Genomic DNA, 19,922 nt, shown 5'->3' on the forward strand with positions numbered 1-19,922 from the left:
CGGCAAGTCGGTTGAAAATTACATGCCTGAATAGAAAACTTGTCGAAAATTACATGCTAATATATAGTTCGTAACGTTCGATATACGTGTGGGCCTAAGAAGAGCTTCCGGACAATATTAAAAAACAGGGATTCGGCTCCACGAATCCACGGGAAGCCTCTGAGGATATGGGGGAGGCTGCGACGTGGAAGATTTTGTAGACAAGCTTAGGCAATACGCGAAGTCCGGCACGCCCGCCGAACGACGCATCGCGAAATATTTTACTGAACATTTGAACGACCTGCCGTTTGAAACCGCTGCATCGGTTGCCGACCGGCTTGATCTCTCGCCGATGACGGTCGGCCGTTTTTTGCGAGCGCTCGGCTACCAGGGACTGGACAGCGTGAAGGTGGAAATCCGCGAAACGGCAACGACCTCTCCGGTCCAGTTCCAGAGTTCGATGACGGAACTGCAAACCGACGCATCGGATGGTAAGCCGCTCGCCGTTCTCGTGGCGGAGCAGATACAGGCACTGCATCACATCTATCATCTGACCGCCCAGCCGCATTGGGGCGAAGCCGTCGCGATGATCGGCGCATCCAAAGAGGTCTTCGTCGCCACCCATGCAAGACTGTCAGGCTTCTCCAGCCACTTCTGCCAGCGACTGACCCAGGCTCGCGACAGTGTGCGTGCGATCGACGGCGCAGGTAATCGCTTCGCGGAGCTTTTCGCCCGTGCCTTCGTCGAGGATGCCGTGCTCGTCATCATCGATTGTCGGCGCTTCGCCAGGTCACGGCTGCTTGCGCGCACTGCCAGGCGTTACGGTTATAAAGTGATCCTGATTTCCGCTCAGCATGCGGACTGGCTGCCGGAACAGTCGAATGTCGTCCTGCCGTTACCGCCTTCCCGCGCGCCTGATATGGATAACCTGCCGCCGCTGATCGCCTTGCTCGACTGCCTGTCCGAGGCGGTCATCTTGAACGCCGGCGAAGAGGCAAGCCAACGACGACGACGCATGGTGGAATTTGCGACCATCCTTGGGGAGACGGCCAACCGCTGAATTATTCGATCGCTTCCAGCTCAGCCCGATGACGGTACATCGCAAGAAAGCGGCGATATTCGCGGTCGTAAAGCGCCTGCTTGCTCCTGTTGGGAAGACGCTCGGAGCCGCCGGGATACATCGCCCTCCCCGCCGCCGCCAAATCCTCGTGCGAGCCGCAGGCAACTGATGCAGCGATCGCGGTGCCAAGCAGTACCGCCTCGTTCATGTCAGGCACGATGACCTTGCAACCCGTCACATCCGAATAGAGCTCCATCAGAATGGGGTTCTTCACGTGCCCACCAGCCACATGCAGCGTATCCGGCATATAACCGTGATCTCTCATCTTTTCGAGAATGTGACGGATACCGAGCGCAATGCCGATGGCGGTCCGCCAATAGAGCGCGCAGAGACCGTCGAAGGACGTATCGAGCGTCAGCCCGCTGACGACGCCGACAGCATGCGGATCAGCCAATGGCGACCGATTGCCGTGAAAATCCGGAAGGACGAAGATCCGTGCGCCGAGTGAGTCACCCGCTTCTGCTCGCAGTTCCGCGATGCGGGCGACGATCTTCTGATGCAGCGCCGCGGTTGGCTCACCGCCGGCCGCGTGCATGCGCACGATATGATCAAGGAGTGCACCGGCCGCGGATTGACCGGCCTCGACGAGCCACGATTGCGGAAAAACCGCCTCGTAATAGGGGCCCCACATTCCCTGGCTTGGCTTTCGCTCGGGCGAAAAGGCAACGACGCAGCTCGATGTCCCGGCAATGAGCGCAAGCTGCTGCTCGAGCTTCTCCGGATCGCCGGCATAGCCGCTGAGTGTACCGAGCGCGCCCGCATAGGCATCGATCATCCCGGCCGAAACATGGCAATTGGAGGTCAGGCCCAACGCTTCGGCAGCATCCGGCGTCAGTTTGCCGACGCTTTCTCCAACCGCCACCGTGTCCTCCGGCAGCCTGCCACGAAGCAGCAAATCCTCAAGACCGATCTGCTTCAGGAAGTCTCCCTGCCAGCCCCTTTCCTTATGGGCTAGATAATTCCATTTGGCCGTCAGCGTGCAGCGGGATCTGGCAAGCGAGCCGGTTGCCTTCCACGTCAGGAAATCGGCAAGGTCGAAAAGGTATCCGGTGTTCGCCCAGGTCGCCGGCAGCTCCTTCTTCAGCCACATCAGCTTCGGCATTTCCATTTCCGGCGACATGACGCCGCCGGAATGTTCCAGCACTTCATGCTTCGTCGCCGTACAGAAATCTGCCTCCTTCAGCGCCCGGTGATCGAGCCAGACGACCGTATCGAAGCGCCTCTCACCGCTGGTGGAAACACTGATCTGCCTGCCTTCGGTATCGCGCACCACAAGCGAACAGGTGGCGTCGAAACCGATCGCGCCGATTGCGGCAGCCTCAATGCCGGACTGGCCCAAGGCTGCACGCACGGCAATACAAACGGCCGACCATATATCCTCGGAATCATGCTCGGCATGGTTCTCGCGCGGCCGGTTCATGAGGATTGGATGTTCAGCCTTGGCAAGCAGGCGGCCATGCGTGTCAAAGACACCGGCGCGTGCGCTGCTCGTGCCGATATCCACCGCAACCACATGATCACGCATCAATGCTGAGTCCCGTCCAGCTTTTGTTTGCGGACAAGTTGTATCAATTCCGGCATGGCGTCAAACACGACTTCCGGCGAAAGACGATCGAGTTCCTCGCGATATCCAGCGAAATTTGCATGCGAGCCGCCAGTGAAGGCGAAGACTGTCATGCCCGCCGCTTTGGCTGCAGCAATACCTGCCGGACTGTCCTCGATAACGACACAGTCACGCGGCTCCACACGCATCTGGTCGGCAGCATAAAGGAAGAGATCCGGCGCCGGCTTGCCGCGCTTGACCATGCTGGCACTGAAGATGTTCGGCAACTTTGGCAAGAGCCCGGTGACCGAGAGCGACAGCCTGATCCGTTCGACCTGGCTGGACGAGGCGACACAGCAGGGAATGCCAAGTGCATCGATCGTCTCGCCAATGCCTGGCATGGCTTTCAGCTCAGTGCGGAATCGGGCGTAGAGACTGGTGCGGATGCCTTCCAGGAATTCCTCGTGGGCATGCACGTTGAACTCCGTCTCCAATATGTCGATCAGAGTTGCCAGGCTCTTGCCGAGGAAACGCTCATAGGCCTCGTCCTCGGTAATCGTCACGCCGAGATCGGCCATCGCCTTGACGAGAACGGAGATCGAAATCGGCTCGCTGTCGACGAGTACGCCGTCGCAATCGAAAATGACCAGCCGTGGTTCAGCATCAGCCATGAAAGACCCAACCTGAGTTCAGTTCGGAAGAGACCGTCCTGCTTTGTACGCAAGGCCGGGATGGCGGCAGAAACGCCGCCATCAGGATTTCTTACACCGCGAGCTTGCCGTCGAGATAGAGCTGCAACGTTTCCTTCGTGCCCTTTTCCCACAGGGTTTTCAGCGCATGGGCGAAACGTTTGCGGAAAACATCGGATTTCGCCACCTCGCCGAAAATATCGTCGAAGACGAGGAAGGCGGCCGGATCGTCCTTTGCCTTGACGGCCGCCTCATGCAGGCGATCGGCGCTGGCATCGTTGAAGACGATCTCCTTGCCGCTGTCGCTCTTGCCGAAGAAGTAGCGGCACCAAAGCGCGGAGACGAGCGCAAGGCCGACGACATCCCGGCCTTGGCTGAGATTATCGAGCGTCGACGGCAGGATGAATTTCGGCTGACGGTTGGAGCCGTCCTGCGCCAGACGCGGGATCGTGTCGGCAATCTTGGGATTGAGGAAGCGCCGCTCGATCAGCTTGAAATAGTCGGCAAGCGACGTATCCGGCACCGGCGGCACGATAGGGATGATTTCCTCATTTTCGAGCTTGGCGAGGAAGGCGCGTATCAGATCGTTTTCCATCGATTCATGCACGAAATGAATATCCATCAGTGCCGCCGGATAGGCGATCGCCGCATGGCCGCCGTTGAGGATGCGGATTTTCATGTGCTCATAGGGCGTGACGTCAGGTACGAAAGTGACGCCGACCTTTTCGAGCGCCGGACGCCCCATCGGGAACTTGTCTTCCAGCACCCACTGCTTGAATTCTTCACAATAGACCGGCCAGTTGTCCTCGATATCGAAATTCTCCTTCAAGAAATCGATCTCGCGCTGGCTGGTGGCCGGCGTGATGCGGTCGACCATGCCGTTCGGGAAGGAGACATTTGCCTTGATCCAGTTCGCAAAAGCCGGATCGGAGAGCTTCGCCGTGCCGACAACCGCATTCGTGGTCACAACGCCATTATGGGGAATGTTGTCGCAGGACATGACGGTGAAGGGCGCGATGCCCTTGTCCTTGCGTGCCTTCAGACCGGCAACGATCAGACCGAAGACCGTTTTCGGCGCAGACGGGTTCTGCCCGTCGGCGGCAATCGCCGGATGCGCCGGGTTGAACTTGCCGGACGCGTCGATGAAATAGCCGCCCTCGGTGATCGTCATCGAGACGATGCGGATCTCGGGATCGGCGAGCTTCGCGATGATAACGTCAGGTTCGCCGACGGGCAGGATATCGATCATCGGCGCGGTCACACGCGCCGCCGTCCTGTTGTTGTCCTGCTCGACGACGGTCGTCAGGAAATCCTGCGCGGCCAGCTTGTCGCGCATGGCCGCGTCTGAGGGCAGAACGCCGGCGCCGATGATTGCCCAATCATGGTCGCTGCCGGCATTGAAGAGATCGTCGAGATAGATCGCCTGATGGGCGCGATGGAAATTGCCGACGCCGAAGTGCACGATGCCGGCTTTCAGCGACGCCCTATCGTAAGCCGGAATGGCCGCGGTCTTTGCCGCCTCGTCGAGCGTTGCCAGCGATAGTTTGCACGTCATGTTTCAGTCCTCTTGAAGGTCTTTCGAAAGAGCCCTAGGCCCTCCCGTTAGCACGGGCCGGACGAGATTGTCCGCTCCGCATGTCTGCCCCCAGCCGGCGGTCGCTTCAGATAGCAAGGCCGCTCTCATTGAATTTATGGATACGCGTCTTGTCCGGCGTCAGGTAGACCGTGTCGCCGGCCTTGGACGCAAAATCGCCGTTGCTGCGCGCCGTCACCATCCCGATAGCTTCGACATCGACATGCAGGAACGTGTCGGAGCCGAGATGTTCGGCCACCATCACCCTGCCCTTCCAGTCGCCGCTTTCGGTCGACAGCAGCACATGTTCGGGACGGATGCCGATCGTGTGCGCATTCATCTGCGCAGCATTCTGCCCCTTGATGAAATTCATCTTGGGCGAGCCGATGAAGCCCGCAACGAAGAGGTTTCGCGGGCTGCGGTATAACTCCAGCGGCGAACCGACCTGTTCGATATTACCCCTGTTCAGCACAACGATCTTGTCGGCCATGGTCATCGCTTCCACCTGATCATGGGTGACGTAGACCATGGTCGTCTTGAGTTGCTGGTGCAGCTCGCTGATTTCAATGCGCATGTTGACGCGCAGCGCCGCATCGAGGTTCGACAGCGGCTCGTCGAAGAGGAAGGCTGAAGGCTGGCGCACGATAGCGCGGCCGATGGCGACACGCTGACGCTGGCCGCCCGAAAGCTGGCGCGGCTTGCGATCCAGATAGTCGCCGAGATTCAACACGCGGGCGGCATCGTCCACCTTGCGGTCGATCTCTGCCTTGTCCATGCCCGCCATCTTCAGCGGGAAGGCGATGTTATTGCGCACGCTCATATGCGGATAGAGCGCGTAGGACTGGAAGACCATCGCCAGACCCCGTTCGGACGGAGCCTTCTCGGTCGCGTCCTTGCCATCGATGACGATCTTGCCGCCCGAGACATCCTCGAGGCCGGCGATCAAGCGCAACAGAGTGGACTTGCCGCAACCGGACGGGCCGACGAAGACGACGAACTCGCCATCGCGGATATCGAGATCGATCGAAGGGATGACCTTGGCTTCGCCGAAGACCTTCGAAACCTTTTGAAGGGTAATGCTGCCCATGTTTCTCTCCCTATGATCTTATTTCACCGCGCCGAAGGTCAGGCCGCGGACAAGTTGTTTCTGGCTGAACCAGCCGAGGATGAGGATCGGCGCGATCGCCATGGTCGAGGCCGCCGAGAGCTTGGCGTAGAACAGGCCTTCCGGGCTTGAATAGGAAGCGATGAACGCCGTCAGCGGTGCGGCCTTGGAGGCCGTCAGGTTCAGCGTCCAGAAGGCTTCGTTCCAGGCAAGGATGATGTTCAAGAGCAGAGTCGAGGCAATGCCGGGCACGGCCATCGGCGTCAGCACGTAGACGATTTCCTTGACGAGCGAGGCGCCGTCCATGCGGGCGGCTTCCAGGATTTCGCCGGGAATTTCCTTGAAATAGGTATAGAGCATCCAGACGATGATCGGCAGGTTGATGAGCGTCAGCACGATCACCAGGCCGGTCCGTGTGTCGAGCAGGCCGGAATTGCGGAACATCAGGTAGATCGGGATGAGCGCGCCGACCGGCGGCATCATCTTCGTCGACAGCATCCACATCAGCACGTCCTTCGTCCGCTTGGTCGGCGCAAAGGCCATGGCCCAGGCGGCCGGAATGGCGATAATGAGACCGATCAGCGTCGAGCCGAAGGAGATCACGACGGAATTCATGAAGTGGCTGAGATAGTTGGAACGGCTCTGCACTTCCGAATAGTTCTCCGTGGTCCAGTGGAAGAACAGGAACTGCGGCGGCGAGGCGATGGCATCCGCCTCCGACTTGAAGCTCGTCAGGAATGTCCAGAGGATCGGGAAGAAGATCAGGATGCCGAGCGCCCAGGCGATCGCGGTCATGATGACCTTGCGTTGGGTGGTAACCTTTCTAGCCATCTCAAGCCTCCAGATTCTTGCCGACGAGGCGCACGAGGAAGATCGCAACGATATTGGCAAGCACGACTGCGACGATACCGCCCGCAGAAGCCCCGCCGATATCGAACTGCAGCAGCGCCTGCGCATAGACGAGATAGGTGAGGTTGGTGCTCTGCGTGCCTGGGCCGCCATTGGTGGTGACCAGGATTTCGGCGAAGACCGAAAGCAGGAAGATCGTCTGGATCAGGATCACCACCGTGATGGCGCGGGCCATATGCGGCAGGATGATGTAGATGAATTTCGAGATCGCCCCGGCGCCGTCCATTTCGGCGGCTTCCTTCTGCTCTTCATCGAGCGACTGCAGCGCGGTAAGCATGATGAGCGTGGCGAAGGGAAGCCACTGCCAGGCGACGATCAGGATGACCGAAAACAGCGGCACGGTCGCCAGCCAGTCGATAGGCTCCAGGCCAACAGCCTTTGCCATATAGGCGAAGAGACCGTTGACCGGGTTCATGAACATGTTCTTCCAGACAAGGGCCGCCACTGTCGGCATGACGAAGAAGGGCGCAATGACCAGGATGCGTACGATGCCCTGGCCATAAATCGGCTGATCGAGCAGGAGTGCAAAGAGAATACCGCCGACCACGGTGATGACAAGTACGCCGGCAACCAGCACCAGCGTATTGATGAGCGCGGCGAAAAAGGCCGGGTCGGTGAGGAAGTATTGGTAGTTTAAGAGACCGACGAAACTCTCCATGCCCGGGTTGAGCAGATTGTAGTTCAGCAGGGAGAAGTAAATCGTCATCGCGAGCGGGACGATCATCCACGCGAAGAGCAGCACCACGGACGGTGCAATCATCAAACGTGCTGCGGAGCGAGTGTGAAACGTTGCCATGGCAAACCACCGGTCTGATCTGAAGCGGAAACGGCTGAGAAACAGCTTTGAAAAAAGCGGCCGCCGATGCAGTTCGGGCAATCGGCGACCCAGAGGTGCGGAATGTCAAACATTCCGTACGTTCTCAGGAGGTATTACTTGATGTAGCCCGCCTTGGTCATTTCGCGGGTGGTCAGCTGCTGCGCGCTCTGCAGGGCCTGGTCGACCGAGATCTGGCCGGCAAGGGCTGCGGAGAACTGCTGGCCGACGGCCGTGCCAATGCCTTGGAATTCCGGGATCGCCACGAACTGGACGCCGACATAGGGGACCGGCTTGACAGTCGGCTTGGTGGGGTCAGCGGAGTTGATGCTATCGAGCGTCATCTTCGCGAAGGAAGCGGCCTTCTGGTAGTCGGCATTCGCATAGAGCGAGGTGCGGGTGCCGGGAGGTGCGTTCAGCCAGCCTTCCTTTTCGGCGACGAGGTTGGTGTAGTCCTTGCTCGTTGCCCAGGCGATGAACTTCTCTGCTGCTTCAGTCTTCTGCGAGCCTGCCGGGATGGCGAGGTTCCAGGCCCAGAGCCAGTTGCCGCGCTTGCCGAGGCCCTTGTCCGGAGCCAGCGCAAAGCCGACCTTGTCGGCAACCTGCGACTGCTTCGGATCGGCTACGAACGAAGCAGCAACCGTTGCGTCGATCCACATGCCGCACTTGCCGGTCTGGAAGAGCGCCAGATTTTCGTTGAAACCGTTGGAAGAAGCGCCGGGAGGGCCGGCTTCCTTCATAAGGTTGACGTAGAAGGTCAGCGTGTCCTTCCACTCGGGCTGATCGAACTGCGGCTTCCACTGTTCATCGAACCAGCGAGCGCCGAAAGAGTTCGACATAGCCGTCAGGAAGGCCATGTTTTCGCCCCAGCCGGCCTTGCCGCGCAGGCAGATGCCGTAGATTTCCTTGTCCTTGTTGGTCACCTTCTTCGCAGCATCTGCGATGAAGTCCCAGGTCGGCGCGTCGGGCATCTTCAGGCCGGCGGCGTCGAACAGGTCCTTGCGGTACATGACCATGGAGCTTTCGCCGTAGAACGGAGCTGCATAGAGCTTGCCGTCCTGGCTGATGCCGCTGCGGATGGCCGGCAGCAGATCGTCCACGTCATAATTGGCGCCGAGGTTGTCGAGCGGCAGGAGCCAGCCTTTCTTCGCCCAGATCGGAACTTCATAGGTGCCGATCGTGAGCACGTCGTACTGGCCGCCCTTGGTCGCGATGTCGGTCGTGACCTTCTGGCGCAGTACGTTTTCTTCGAGGGTTACCCATTCAAGGTCGATGCCGGGATTCTTCGCCTTGAAATCATCCGTCAGCTTCTGCATCCGGATCATGTCGCCGTTGTTCACGGTCGCGATCGTCAGCGTCTCGGCCGAAGCCATGCCGGCAAACGCCATTGCTGAGCAGGCGCCCAGCAGGAGAGTTCTCAATGTCATATCTTCCTCCCAGAAGATGAGTGTGAGCATTCGCTTTGCTCATGGGCAATTACTCATCAAAGGGAAAAATTTGTCAATTGGCAATCGTTGCTGCGATGCCGAACAATCGAGTTATGTTATTGAACCAAAAAGGAAATATTTTTGCTCAGCTAGTGAGCAAAAACTCAGCAGTCTCTTCGTCGGTAATCAAACCGTTCACTTGATGGCCGGTGATGGCAGCTCGGATCGCCTTGAACTTGCGTTTTCCCTTGGCGATCCCGATCACAGTCGAGGAATCGCGTGGCGGGATCGGAGCGGATGCGACGCGTTCATTGATCGGGTTGTCGAGCAGCTTTCCGTCGGCGTCGAAAATCCAGCCGCAGATCTCGCCTGCCGCGCCCCCACGCATCAGCTCCATCATCTCGTCTTTTTCCAGGAAACCATCGACGCAGAGCGGGCCATCGATGCCGAGTTCGCCGATACCGACGAAGGTTACATCCGCCTGCGCGCTGATTGCGAGCGTCGAGCGCACGAGTTGCTGGCCGTGCAGAAGCTCCCGCTCCTCCGCCGAGGTGACGAGAACAGGCAGCGGCATCGGAAAGTGCCGCGCCTTGACGGCGTCGGCCATGCTGAAGATGACGTTGTAGTAAGCGGCTGAACCGTCAGGGGCGATATTGCCTGTCAGCGACACGATCCGATGATTGGGACATTCGATCGCCGGCAACTGGTCCACAGCCGCTTTCAGCGTTCGCCCCGTGCCGACGGCAAGTACGATCGGATCTGGACGTTTCAGCCAGCGCTCGATTTCGGAAGCAGCCGCCTCGGCAATTCCGACCGTCGTCGACGATGAACCCGGATCGCTGGGAACGATCTCGACATGCCTCAGACCGAATTTCTTGCGCAACTGATTTCCGAGTTCGAGGCAGGCGGCGATCGGGTGGTCGAGCCGCACTTTGATCAGCCGTTCGGCCACGGCAAGCGAAACGAGCCGCTGCGCCGACTGGCGCGAAATACCCATGGCGGATGCAATTTCATCCTGTGTGCGGCCGGCGACATAATAAAGCCAGCCGGCGCGCGCCGCATCGTCCAGCCGCCCTGATGTCTCCGATCTTTTTACCATCTATCGCCGCCAATTAATTTTTTTGAGTCTATCTGGCGCAGATCAAAACAAAAATCGGGCAAATGTCGAGGGCGTTGAAAAAGCAAGCAGTCGCTTCCTTATCCAAACCACCGCATGACGATGTAGATGGCCGCCTTGACGAGACCGTAGATCACCCCGCCGGCAACGACGAGCGAGACGGCTGTCATCGCAAAACCGAGAAGTGAAAACAGCCCGTCCCGACCGAGAATCGCAAAGGCAAAGAGCGAAATCGCAATCGCCGGCAGGATATTGCCGAGCGGCACCGGCAGCACGAGAACAATCGCCAGCACCAGACAGCAGAAGCCCGCCAGATATTCCGCCGGCGGCTCGACGAAAATGCTCAATCGTGGCTGCAGCATGCGCTCTGCCCAGGCGAGCCAGGGGTGAATGCGCCCGACGATCGTCTCGAAATCCTCTCGCCGCATGGAGCGCGCCGCGATCGCCTTCGGCAGCCACGGCTTCAGGCCGAAGGTCAGTTGTGCGGCAAGGAAGATCAGTGGCGCGCCGAGCAGCGAGGAGGTGCCGGGCGGCGTCGGAAAAGCGTTCGGCAACGCAAAGATCAGCATCAGCGCACCGATCGCCCTGTCGCCCATCGTCTGGAACAGGTCGCCGATCGATACGCGTTCGCGGCTTCGGTCCGCTGCCATCTGTCGCAAAATGGAGGAGAGCCGCCGACCTTTTGGACGTGGCCTGCGGACGGTGGTTCTCTGAGTTTCAGTATTTTCGATTGTCATGAATCCGGCATCGGAAGGTGAATGATGGAAAGCTTGCCCATGCAATATGCCAATAGCATGACCTTGGCGGACGAAATTGTCGCCTCATGGCGATCAGGCTTAGTTCATTTATCGAATAATCCTTGTAATTCGCCGCCAGGAGTGCGAGCAGACGCCAAGCACAGACAATTTGCAGGCATCAGATGATTATTTCATTCGATATCGGAGGCTCCGCCATCAAGGGCGGGATTGCGCGTTCGGAATCCGACATCATACCGCTTGGCCGCCGCCCGACCCCGAAGGATGACTTCCCGGCCTTCGTCGAGACGCTAAGGAGCATTATCGCTGAGGCTGGCGAGCGCCCCTCGCGCATTGCTCTCTCGATTGCCGGTGTCGTCGACCCGGACACGCAACGCCTCATCGTCGCCAATATCCCCTGCATCCACGACCGCAACCTTGCCGCCGACCTCGAGCGTGAGCTCGGCCTGCCCGTGCTGATCGCCAATGACGCCGATTGTTTCGCCATGGCGGAAGCCGAACTTGGCGCCGGTCGCGGTCACCGCATCGTCTTCGGCGCCATTCTCGGCACGGGCGTCGGGGGCGGCGTCGTCTCGGATGGTCGTCTCATCAATGCCTCAGGCGGCTTTGCCGGCGAATGGGGGCATGGCCCGATCATTGCATCACATGCTGGCACTCCGCCGGTCGCCATCCCCGCCTATGCCTGCGGCTGCGGCCAGAAAGGCTGTGTCGATACCGTCGGCGGTGCTCGGGGTCTGGAACGCCTGCATAAGACGCTGCACGACCTCGATTTCTCCAGCGAGGAAATCACCACCGACTGGCGCAACGGCGAGGAAAAGGCCAATCGCACGATCGACATCTATGTTGATCTCGTCGCCTCACCGCTGGCGCTCGCGATCAACATCACAGGCGCAACCATCGTGCCCGTGGGCGGCGGCCTCTCGAATGTCGAGGCGCTTCTGGCGGAACTGGATCATGCGGTGCGCGCACGCATATTGCGTAAATTCGACCGCCCGCTGATCGTGCGCAGCGAATGCCGTATCGAACCGGGCCTGATCGGTGCTGCCCTTTTGGGCCTCAAGGCCGAAGCCGCATAACGCAATTCCAATCTAATAGTGCCGCGACTTTGGATTGCGGCAGAACAGATTTCTAAAGCGTCGGCCACATCCGAACGATCGCGGCAAAGCGCAGCCAATCCTTTCGCAGAAAGGGCGTCCAGGCTGCTTCCGCGACGGCCGACAGCCGCGGAAAGACCAGCCGGTTGAAATAGCTCCGCGAGGCGAAATTCTCGCCCCAGATGCAGGCCTGGATACCGTGCATCCGCTCCCTGAACTCCTCCGGCAATTCGCCTTCGGCTTCGTAGGCATAGGTCTTTTCCGGTGGCGTGAAGCCGGCCCAGCCCGCGCCGGGCTCTCCCCAGTCTTCGCCCTGCGCCATGTCGAGATAGTAGGCCTGCCCAGGCGTCATGACGATATCATAGCCCTCACCCGCAAGCTCGATACCGACCTCCGGCTTCTCCCAGGCCATCAGCAGCGTGCCGTCGCGATCGACACCGCCGCCATGTGAGACCTCGTTCCAGCCGACAAGTTTCTTGCCGCGCTCGGCAAGCATCGCCTTGATCCGCCGCAGGAAATAGGATTGCAGTTCGGCCGTATCTGCGAGCTTCTCACGCTCCATCAGCATTTTGCAGAGCGGCGAGGCAAGCCAGGAACCGTGCGGCACCTCATCCCCGCCGATATGGATATATTGGGACGGAAAGAGCTGGAGCATCTCGTCGAACACCTTGCCGAGGAACTCGTAGGTGAATTCGACCGCCGGATTGAGCGCATTGTTGGCATTGTTCGGCTCGGGGCGATAGCCGCCCGGCGCTTCCTGTCGCTCGACGAGTTGTGGCAGGGAGAGCAGTGCTGCGGTGCTGTGACCGGGTATATCGATCTCCGGCACGACGTCGACACGCAACATGCCCGCATGAGCAACGATTTCCCGGACATCATCCTGGCTGTAAAATCCCGAATGAGGCTCCGCGCCGTCGCCGAATTGCGGTAGAAGCACTTCGTCAGGTCCGTGCTTGGCACCGATCTTTGTAAGCTCAGGATAGGCCTTGATCTCCAGCCGCCAGGCTTCGTCGTCGGTCAGATGCCAGTGGAAAATATTGAGCTTGTTCCAGGCGAGGATATCGATCAGCCGTTTGACATCTGCAACCGGGTAGAAATGCCTGCTGACGTCGAGATGACAGCCGCGCCATTCGTAGCGCGGCTGATCGGCGATGGTGCCGAAGACCGGAAACTGGAAGGTTTCCGGCTCGTGACGTGCTCCGTGCAGCAGTTGCGCAAGACTGATCAACCCATAAAGCAGGCCGCTCGCATCGTCGGTGCCAAGAATAATCTCCTTCCCCGTGAAACGCAGTTCGTAGGCCGCATCCATGATCGAGGATTCCCCTTTGAAGCGGATCTGCCGTCCTCCCTCAACCGGCTGAAGCGCGAAAGGCACGTCGTCGTCAGGAAAGAGCCGTTGGTAAAGCGCGAGCACTTTCGCCACGGCCCTGGTATTCTTGGCACTGGTGCCGGCTGCCGGATAGAGTGCGATGGGCGGCATATCGCCCGGCCGTAACGCCTGGTGCAAGGGCCAGGGCAGCAGCGAATACGGCTCGCTCACTTCACCCTTCGGCAGAAGCTCCGGCAACGCCCCCTGTTCCATGCCATCAAGCATCAGATCGCCAAAACTGACGGGTGCATGCCGGCCATCGCCAAGTGTGAGGTAGGCGGACTTGATGCCGGCCGTGACATGCTTCGGGCCATTCGTCAGCCCTTCGATTGTGAACCGCCAGCTGCCGCCCGGCTTGACGATGAGACCCTCGGGCGGAGAATATTCGTAAAAATTTGCAACGCGCCGCTTGAGCGTGGCACCTTCGGCCACGTGCTCGTCCGCCACGCGGGTGAGCGAAGTACAGGCGAGCGTAAAACCGGAGAGCGGTTCGGCGGAAAGATTGAAGAGCGTGAAGGTAAAGCGTCCAAAGCTTCCTTCGACAGGACTCCAGCTCGCTTCCAAACGGTAATCGGCCACAGTCGGATCCTCCCTCCAATGGATATAGGGCGATCTTTACTCCCGTTCAGGCCATCGTCTTCTCGCGCGCCTTCGCGCTACTGTCGCAGACGTCGAGGCCGCTGGAGACAACCCGCAACCTGACGAAACTAGTGGTCTGAAATAAAAGATGAGCTGAAACAAAAATGGCGCGGCCTCGACCGCGCCATTGTCTCATTCGGCTGCCAATGCCGGCGGATGATGAATGGTCCCATCCGCCTCTTCCTGGTTGGCATTGGCATGTTCGTCATTCCTGGCCTTCGGTTCGCGGCCGAAGAACAGGGCATAGCCGGCCGGCAGTACGAGGATGGTCAGTACCGTGGCGACGAGGATGCCGCCCATCATGGCGTAGGCGAGCGGACCCCAGAAGACGCCACGCGAGATCGGGATCAGCGCCAGCACGGCCGTCAGCGCCGTCAGCATGATCGGCCGGAAGCGGCGTACCGCAGCACCGACGATCGCTTCCTGCCGGTGCATGCCCGCCTTGATATCCTGGTCGATCTGGTCGACGAGGATGATCGAGTTGCGGATGATGATGCCGAGCAGCGCGATGACGCCGAGGATCGCCACGAAGCCAAAGGGCGCACCGCTGATCAACAGGGCCGAAGCCGCGCCGATGATGCCGAGCGGACCGGTGGCGAAGACCAGCATCGCCTTGCCGAAATGCTGCAGCTGGGCCATCAGCAGGATCATGATGACGACGAGCATGATCGGTGCCTTGGCGGCGATCGAGGCCTGGCTTTCAGCCGAATCCTCAGCTCCGCCCTGGATCTCGATCTTGTACCCGGCCGGCAGGCTGTCGCGCAGGTCCTTCATGTCGTTGTAGAGCTTGGTCACAACGTCGTTCGACTGGACGCCGTCAGGCAGCGTTGCCCGCACCGAGATCGTCGGCAGGCGGTCGCGCCGCCATTCGACACCCTGCTCCATCGACGGCACGACCTTGGCGATCTGCGAGACCGGGACGAAGCCGCCGAAATCCGTCGGCACATAGACCGAATTGACGGCAGAGAGCAGTGATCGGTTCGCATCCGGCTCGCGAGCGACGATCGAAACCGTTTCCTCGCCATCGCGGAAATCGTCGAGCGGCGCGCCGGACATGGCGGTCTGCAGCATCTGGCGGACACGCTGCGAAGTGACCCCGAGAGCACGGGCACGATCCTGATCGATGACCAGTTTCATGGCAGGCACCGGCTCGAGCCAGTCGTCATGAATGGCACCGAGCATCGGATCTCTGGTGAAGCGGTCCTTCACCTGATCGGCAATCTTGCGCACTTCCGCACGATCCGGACCCATGACGCGCATCTGCACCGGCCAGCCCGTCGGCGGACCGAGGAAGAGACGGTCGACCTTGCCGCGGACGGACGGGAAGTCTTCCGCCAGGATCGTCCGGACCTTGGTAATAAGACGCTCACGCGCTGGCTCGTCATTGGCCATGATCAGGAGCTGCGCGTAGTTCGGGTTGCGCAGCTGCTGGTCGAGCGGCAGGAAGAAGCGCGGCGCCCCTTCGCCGATATAGGTGGCGATGAACTTCTTGTCCGGATCGTCCATCATTTTGGCTTCCAGCGCCTTGGCCTGGACTTCCACTTCCTTGATGCTGGTCCCCTCGGGCAGCCAGAGATCGACGAGGATTTCCGGACGCGAGGACTGCGGGAAGAAGTTCTGGGGAATGAACTGGAAACTCCAGAGGCTCGCGACGAACGTGCCGAGCGTCAGCGCAAGCACGATGACGCGATGGCGCACCGCCCAGCCCACCGTGTGGCGCAGGCCGCGATAGAAGCGCGTGTCGAACACGTCGTGATGCTCGCCCACATGGTGACGCTGCTTCAGGATCATGTAGCCGAGCCACGGCGTGAAATAGACCGCCACGAACCATGAGGTCACCAGCGCGATGCCGACGACATAGAAGAGCGAACGCACATATTCGCCGGCCGTCGATGCCGCGAAGCCGACCGGAATGAAGCCGGCGGTCGTGATCAGCGTACCCGTCAGCATCGGGAAGGCGGTCGAGGAATAGGCGAAGCTCGCTGCATCGATCTTGACGAGGCCTTCCTCGAGCTTTCGCTCCATCATTTCCACGACGATCATCGCATCGTCGACGAGCAGGCCGAGCGCGATGATGAGCGCGCCGAGCGAAATGCGCTGCAGGTCGATGCCGAGCTCGTACATGATGGCAAACGTCGCAGCCAGAACCAGCGGAATGGCGATGGCGATCACGAGACCCGAGCGCCAGCCGATCGACAGAAACGAGACGACGAGCACGATGGCAAGGGCTTCGCCCAGCGCATGCATGAACTCGCTGACCGCATCCGTCACGACATCAGGCTGGTTGGAGATCTGATCGACGGCGACACCGTAGGGCAGCGAGTCCTCGAAGCGCTTGTAGGTCGCTTCAACATCCTTGCCGACATCGGTGACCTTGAAACCCTTGGCCATGACGACGCCGACCTGCACACTATCGTGGCCGTTAAAGCGATATTTGCGCTGATAGGGGTCTTCGAGCCCGGACGTGACGGTGGCGATATCGCCGAGCCGTGTCACCTGATTGCCGGAGCGCAGGCGCAGTTCCCTGATGTCTTCGACCTTGTGGACATTGCCTTCGACCGAGATGCGCACCGAGCGCAGGCCGGTATCGACATTGCCGGCCGGATCGACGGCATTCTGGCCCTTGATGGCGTTCTGCAGATCGGGGATCGTCAGGCCGCGTTCGGCAAGCGCCTTGGAGGAGACGTCAATATAGATTTTTTCTGGCTGGTCGCCGATGATGACGGCCTTCTCTACACCGGGCGTCGTCAGCAGCATGTCGCGCGCCTGGATCGCGAACTTCTTCAGTTCGGGATAGGAATAGCCATCGCCGCTGATCGAATGCAGCGTGATGAACGTGTCGCCGAATTCATCGTTGAAATAAGGGCCGAGCAGACCTTGCGGCAAATCGCTGTTGATGTCGCCGACCTTCTTGCGCACCTGATAGAAGGCGTCGGCAACATCAGCCGAATTTGTATCACCCTTCACCTGCACGGTGATGATCGTGCTGCCCGCGCGCGTATAGGACTTCACCCAGTCGAGATGCGGGGTTTCCTGCAGCTTGCGCTCGATCTTGTTGGTGACCTGATCTTCCATGTCCTGCAGCRATGCTCCAGGCCAGAGCGCCTGCACCACCATGACGCGGAAGGTAAAATCCGGGTCTTCCTTCTGGCCCATGCGGGTCAGGCCGAGCACACCCGTGATGAGGATCAGCCCGAAAAGGAAGCGCGCAATGCTCGGATGACCGATTGCCCAGCGCGAAAGGTTGAACGGTCGCTTTTCCGTAGTGGCGTTGTCCATGATCCTGTCCCCTCTCCCTGGCCGTTCAGCGGACGGCCGCGTCCGTTTCAGCCGAAGYCGATTGCTGGTCGGGAAGCTTGACCTGCAGGTTTTCGCTCATGAATTGCGTGCCGGCGGCGACGACGAGATCGCCGCTATCGAGCCCTTTGGCCACGCGCACGCCATCGCCGGTGAAATCCGCGACCTCGATGTCCCTGACGTGAACTGTTTCCGTACCACGGTCGACAGTCCAGACGACCTGCTTGCCGTCCTTCTGCGCCAATGCGCTCAGCGGAATGGAAACATAGCTGTCGCTATTGCTGACATTGGCCTCGATGGACGCCGTCATGCCGAGTAGTACACGAGGATCATTCGGCAGGCTGACACGCACTGCAAAGGTGCGGGACTGCTGGTCGGCGCTGCCGGAGACTTCGCGAACGGTGCCGTCGAGCACCAGCTTGCTGTCGGCCCAGAAACCCGCCTTCACGGTCTTGCCCGGCTTGAACTGGGCGATATCGTTTTCAGGCACCGCGATCTGCACTTCCTTCTCGCCGTCGACAGCGACGGTGACGACAGGTGTTCCCGAGCCGACGACCTGACCCACATCGGCATTGATGGTGGTCACGATGCCATTATGGTCGGCCTTGAGCTCGGTATAGCTCACCTGATTCTTCGCCTGATCGAGCGCAGAGACAGCAGCATCGCGAGTCGAAATTGCCTGATCATGGCTGAGAGACGCCTGCTCGACCTGCGATTTCGGCGCGACATTCTTGTCGAAGAGCTGTTCGGCGCGACGATTGACGAGATCGGCGGTTTCAACCGCCTTTTCGGCAGCAGTGAGATTGGCTTCGGCGGTATTCACGGCGAGTTCGTAATCGGTCGAGTCCATGCGGGCGAGGATATCGCCGGGCTTTACCCGTTCGCCGATATCGACGAGACGTTCGGTAATCTTGCCGTTGACACGAAACCCGAGGTTCATTTCCGTACGTGCCCTCACCGAGCCGGAATAATCGAGCGTACGGGTATCACCGGCCTTGGCGATCTCGACCACCTTGACCGGGCGGATGACTTCCTTGACCTCTGCCTTTTCTTCCGTGCAGCCGGCGACGCCGAGCCCGACCGCCCCAAGGAGCGCGAGGCTCATGACGGACGGCACGCGGTTGCTGAAGGTCTTGAGCGAAAACATCTTTCGCACTCCTGATTATCTAGGGTTTTCTTGGGCGACCTTGGCCGCGCTTATTTTCTAAGTGCCCTGATCGCAAATTCGATCAGTTCGTCCACGGCCGCACGGTTTGTCTTGGCAAGACATTGGGCAACCATTTGCGGGTGGCAGAGATTGATGGTCGCCGCTCCGAAGCAGCGGGAGGCGACCTCGGGGTCTTGGTCGGCGAATTCACCGGAGGCGATGCCTTCGCGGATAACGTCGGCAATCAATGCGTGAATGGAGTCGATGTGCTTCTCGATGACATGCCAGTCGCGTTCGATCGCGACGATCACCATCTCATGCACTTTCTGCTGATCGAGCATCGTGTCGAGCGTCAGCTGGTACTGGCTGCGCACGTACTGGCGCAACCGGTCGGAAGCGCTGATCTTCTGACGGCAGACATTGGCTGCAAGCTCATAGCTCATCGCCAGCATGCGTCCGCAGATCGCCTGGTGGATCTCAACCTTGGAGGCGAAGAAACGGTAGATATTGGCAGGCGACATGCCAAGGTCGCGGGCCACATCCGCGACGGTCGTCTTGGAATAGCCGTAGTGGCGGAAAAGCCGCTCGGCCGCATCCAGGATGCGGGTGATATTTTCCTGCCGTGTGACGTCCAGCGTGGTTTCCGCGAGGTCATTCATGGTTTCAGGCCTGATATTTTACGACTGACGAATTTTGAATTTCGTCAGTCGTAAAATATCATACTTCACTTGTCAATGATTTTGCGATGCAAACAAAAATGCCGCAGCCCGGTGAGGCTGCGGCATCAGGAAGAAAATAGGCTTGAAGGATCAGACGAGCTTGACGTCGAGCGTGATCGGAACGGCAGAAAGAGCCTTGGAAACCGGGCACCCGGCTTTTGCCATGCCGGCCAGCTCTTCGAATTTTGCCTGGTCGGCGCCGGGAATGCTGCCCGACAGCGACAGGTGGATGGCGGTGATGGCAAAGCCGCCTTCCACGCTTTCCAGCGTCACCTTGGCGGAGGTTTCCATATGGTCAGCCTTCAGTCCGGCTTCGCCGAGGATCAGCGACAGCGCCATGGTGAAGCAGCCCGCATGGGCAGCGCCGATGAGCTCTTCCGGGTTGGTACCGGCAACGCCTTCGAAGCGGCTTGCAAAGCCGTAGGGATAATTGCTCAGCGCGCCGCTCTGGGTCGTGATCTGACCTTTTCCGTCCTTGAGACCACCTGACCAATGGGCCGAAGCTGTACGATTGATCTGCATGCCGTCCTCCTGCTCGATTGAATTTTGAAGCGTTGCGCCGCTCCGCCGCGAAGAGCGTTCTGCCCTTCCGACCGGCAATATAGTCCTCTATCCGCGGAAGACGA

At 59.7% G+C, this 19,922-nt stretch carries 16 protein-coding genes; 2 read left to right on the top strand and 14 right to left on the bottom strand.

The features are described from left to right. The first annotated feature begins 184 nt into the window (after positions 1-184). Positions 185-1,039, top strand: a complete 855-nt coding sequence (locus tag AC1DF8_RS19980) for a MurR/RpiR family transcriptional regulator (protein WP_478154566.1) — start codon at positions 185-187, stop codon at positions 1,037-1,039. 1 nt (position 1,040) lies between these two features. On the opposite strand, the gene AC1DF8_RS19985 is transcribed toward AC1DF8_RS19980, so the two are convergent. The 9 genes from AC1DF8_RS19985 to AC1DF8_RS20025 form a co-directional block, all read right to left on the bottom strand. After that, positions 1,041-2,624, bottom strand: coding sequence for an FGGY-family carbohydrate kinase (locus AC1DF8_RS19985; RefSeq protein ID WP_478154568.1), 1,584 nt, complete (start codon positions 2,622-2,624; stop codon positions 1,041-1,043). Further along, the gene (locus tag AC1DF8_RS19990; protein WP_112968701.1) at positions 2,624-3,313 is read right to left on the bottom strand and encodes an HAD family hydrolase; all 690 of its coding nucleotides are present in this window, start codon (positions 3,311-3,313) and stop codon (positions 2,624-2,626) included. The genes AC1DF8_RS19985 and AC1DF8_RS19990 overlap by 1 nt, the downstream gene beginning before the upstream one ends. Positions 3,314-3,404: 91 nt before the next feature. Further along, a complete protein-coding gene (locus tag AC1DF8_RS19995; RefSeq protein WP_113015433.1) occupies positions 3,405-4,886 on the bottom strand; it encodes a mannitol dehydrogenase family protein in 1,482 nt (493 codons plus the stop codon). A 106-nt stretch (positions 4,887-4,992) separates the two neighbouring features. Then, entirely contained in the window at positions 4,993-5,991 is a 999-nt protein-coding gene (locus AC1DF8_RS20000; protein WP_478154570.1) for an ABC transporter ATP-binding protein, read from the bottom strand. Positions 5,992-6,009: 18 nt separating this feature from the next. Then, a complete protein-coding gene (locus AC1DF8_RS20005; RefSeq protein WP_112544387.1) occupies positions 6,010-6,840 on the bottom strand; it encodes a carbohydrate ABC transporter permease in 831 nt (276 codons plus the stop codon). Between the two features lies 1 nt (position 6,841). After that, positions 6,842-7,714: a carbohydrate ABC transporter permease gene (locus AC1DF8_RS20010; protein WP_478154572.1), complete on the bottom strand. Its 873-nt coding sequence runs from the start codon at positions 7,712-7,714 to the stop codon at positions 6,842-6,844. 134 nt (positions 7,715-7,848) lie between these two features. Then, positions 7,849-9,159 (bottom strand): ABC transporter substrate-binding protein, encoded by a 1,311-nt coding sequence (locus AC1DF8_RS20015; RefSeq protein WP_112544488.1) that lies wholly within the window; start codon positions 9,157-9,159, stop codon positions 7,849-7,851. 145 nt (positions 9,160-9,304) lie between these two features. After that, positions 9,305-10,258 (bottom strand): sugar-binding transcriptional regulator, encoded by a 954-nt coding sequence (locus AC1DF8_RS20020; protein ID WP_112968698.1) that lies wholly within the window; start codon positions 10,256-10,258, stop codon positions 9,305-9,307. A 98-nt stretch (positions 10,259-10,356) separates the two neighbouring features. Beyond that, positions 10,357-10,935 carry an exopolysaccharide biosynthesis protein gene (locus AC1DF8_RS20025; RefSeq protein ID WP_183850835.1) on the bottom strand — a complete coding sequence of 193 codons (579 nt, stop codon included), beginning with the start codon at positions 10,933-10,935 and terminating at the stop codon, positions 10,357-10,359. A gap of 260 nt (positions 10,936-11,195) precedes the next feature. Between AC1DF8_RS20025 and AC1DF8_RS20030 the strand changes: the two genes are divergently transcribed. After that, positions 11,196-12,107, top strand: coding sequence for an ROK family protein (locus AC1DF8_RS20030; protein ID WP_478154575.1), 912 nt, complete (start codon positions 11,196-11,198; stop codon positions 12,105-12,107). Between the two features lie 52 nt (positions 12,108-12,159). Here the strand turns inward: AC1DF8_RS20030 and AC1DF8_RS20035 are convergent, their stop codons facing one another. From AC1DF8_RS20035 to AC1DF8_RS20055, 5 genes are all read right to left on the bottom strand, one after another. After that, on the bottom strand, positions 12,160-14,073 hold the full coding sequence (locus AC1DF8_RS20035; RefSeq protein WP_478154577.1) for a beta-N-acetylhexosaminidase: 1,914 nt from the start codon (positions 14,071-14,073) through the stop codon (positions 12,160-12,162). A 192-nt stretch (positions 14,074-14,265) separates the two neighbouring features. After that, positions 14,266-17,412: an efflux RND transporter permease subunit gene (locus tag AC1DF8_RS20040; RefSeq protein WP_478154579.1), complete on the bottom strand. Its 3,147-nt coding sequence runs from the start codon at positions 17,410-17,412 to the stop codon at positions 14,266-14,268. Positions 17,413-17,437: 25 nt separating this feature from the next. Continuing rightward, complete coding sequence (locus AC1DF8_RS20045) at positions 17,438-18,577, bottom strand: efflux RND transporter periplasmic adaptor subunit (protein WP_478154581.1); 1,140 nt, start codon at positions 18,575-18,577, stop codon at positions 17,438-17,440. 50 nt (positions 18,578-18,627) lie between these two features. Further along, positions 18,628-19,236 (bottom strand): TetR/AcrR family transcriptional regulator, encoded by a 609-nt coding sequence (locus AC1DF8_RS20050; RefSeq protein ID WP_112544399.1) that lies wholly within the window; start codon positions 19,234-19,236, stop codon positions 18,628-18,630. A 150-nt stretch (positions 19,237-19,386) separates the two neighbouring features. Continuing rightward, positions 19,387-19,818 carry an OsmC family protein gene (locus AC1DF8_RS20055; protein ID WP_112544401.1) on the bottom strand — a complete coding sequence of 144 codons (432 nt, stop codon included), beginning with the start codon at positions 19,816-19,818 and terminating at the stop codon, positions 19,387-19,389. Positions 19,819-19,922 lie beyond the last annotated feature (104 nt).

The sequence above is a fragment of the Rhizobium sp. 05N49 genome, assembly GCF_056396805.1.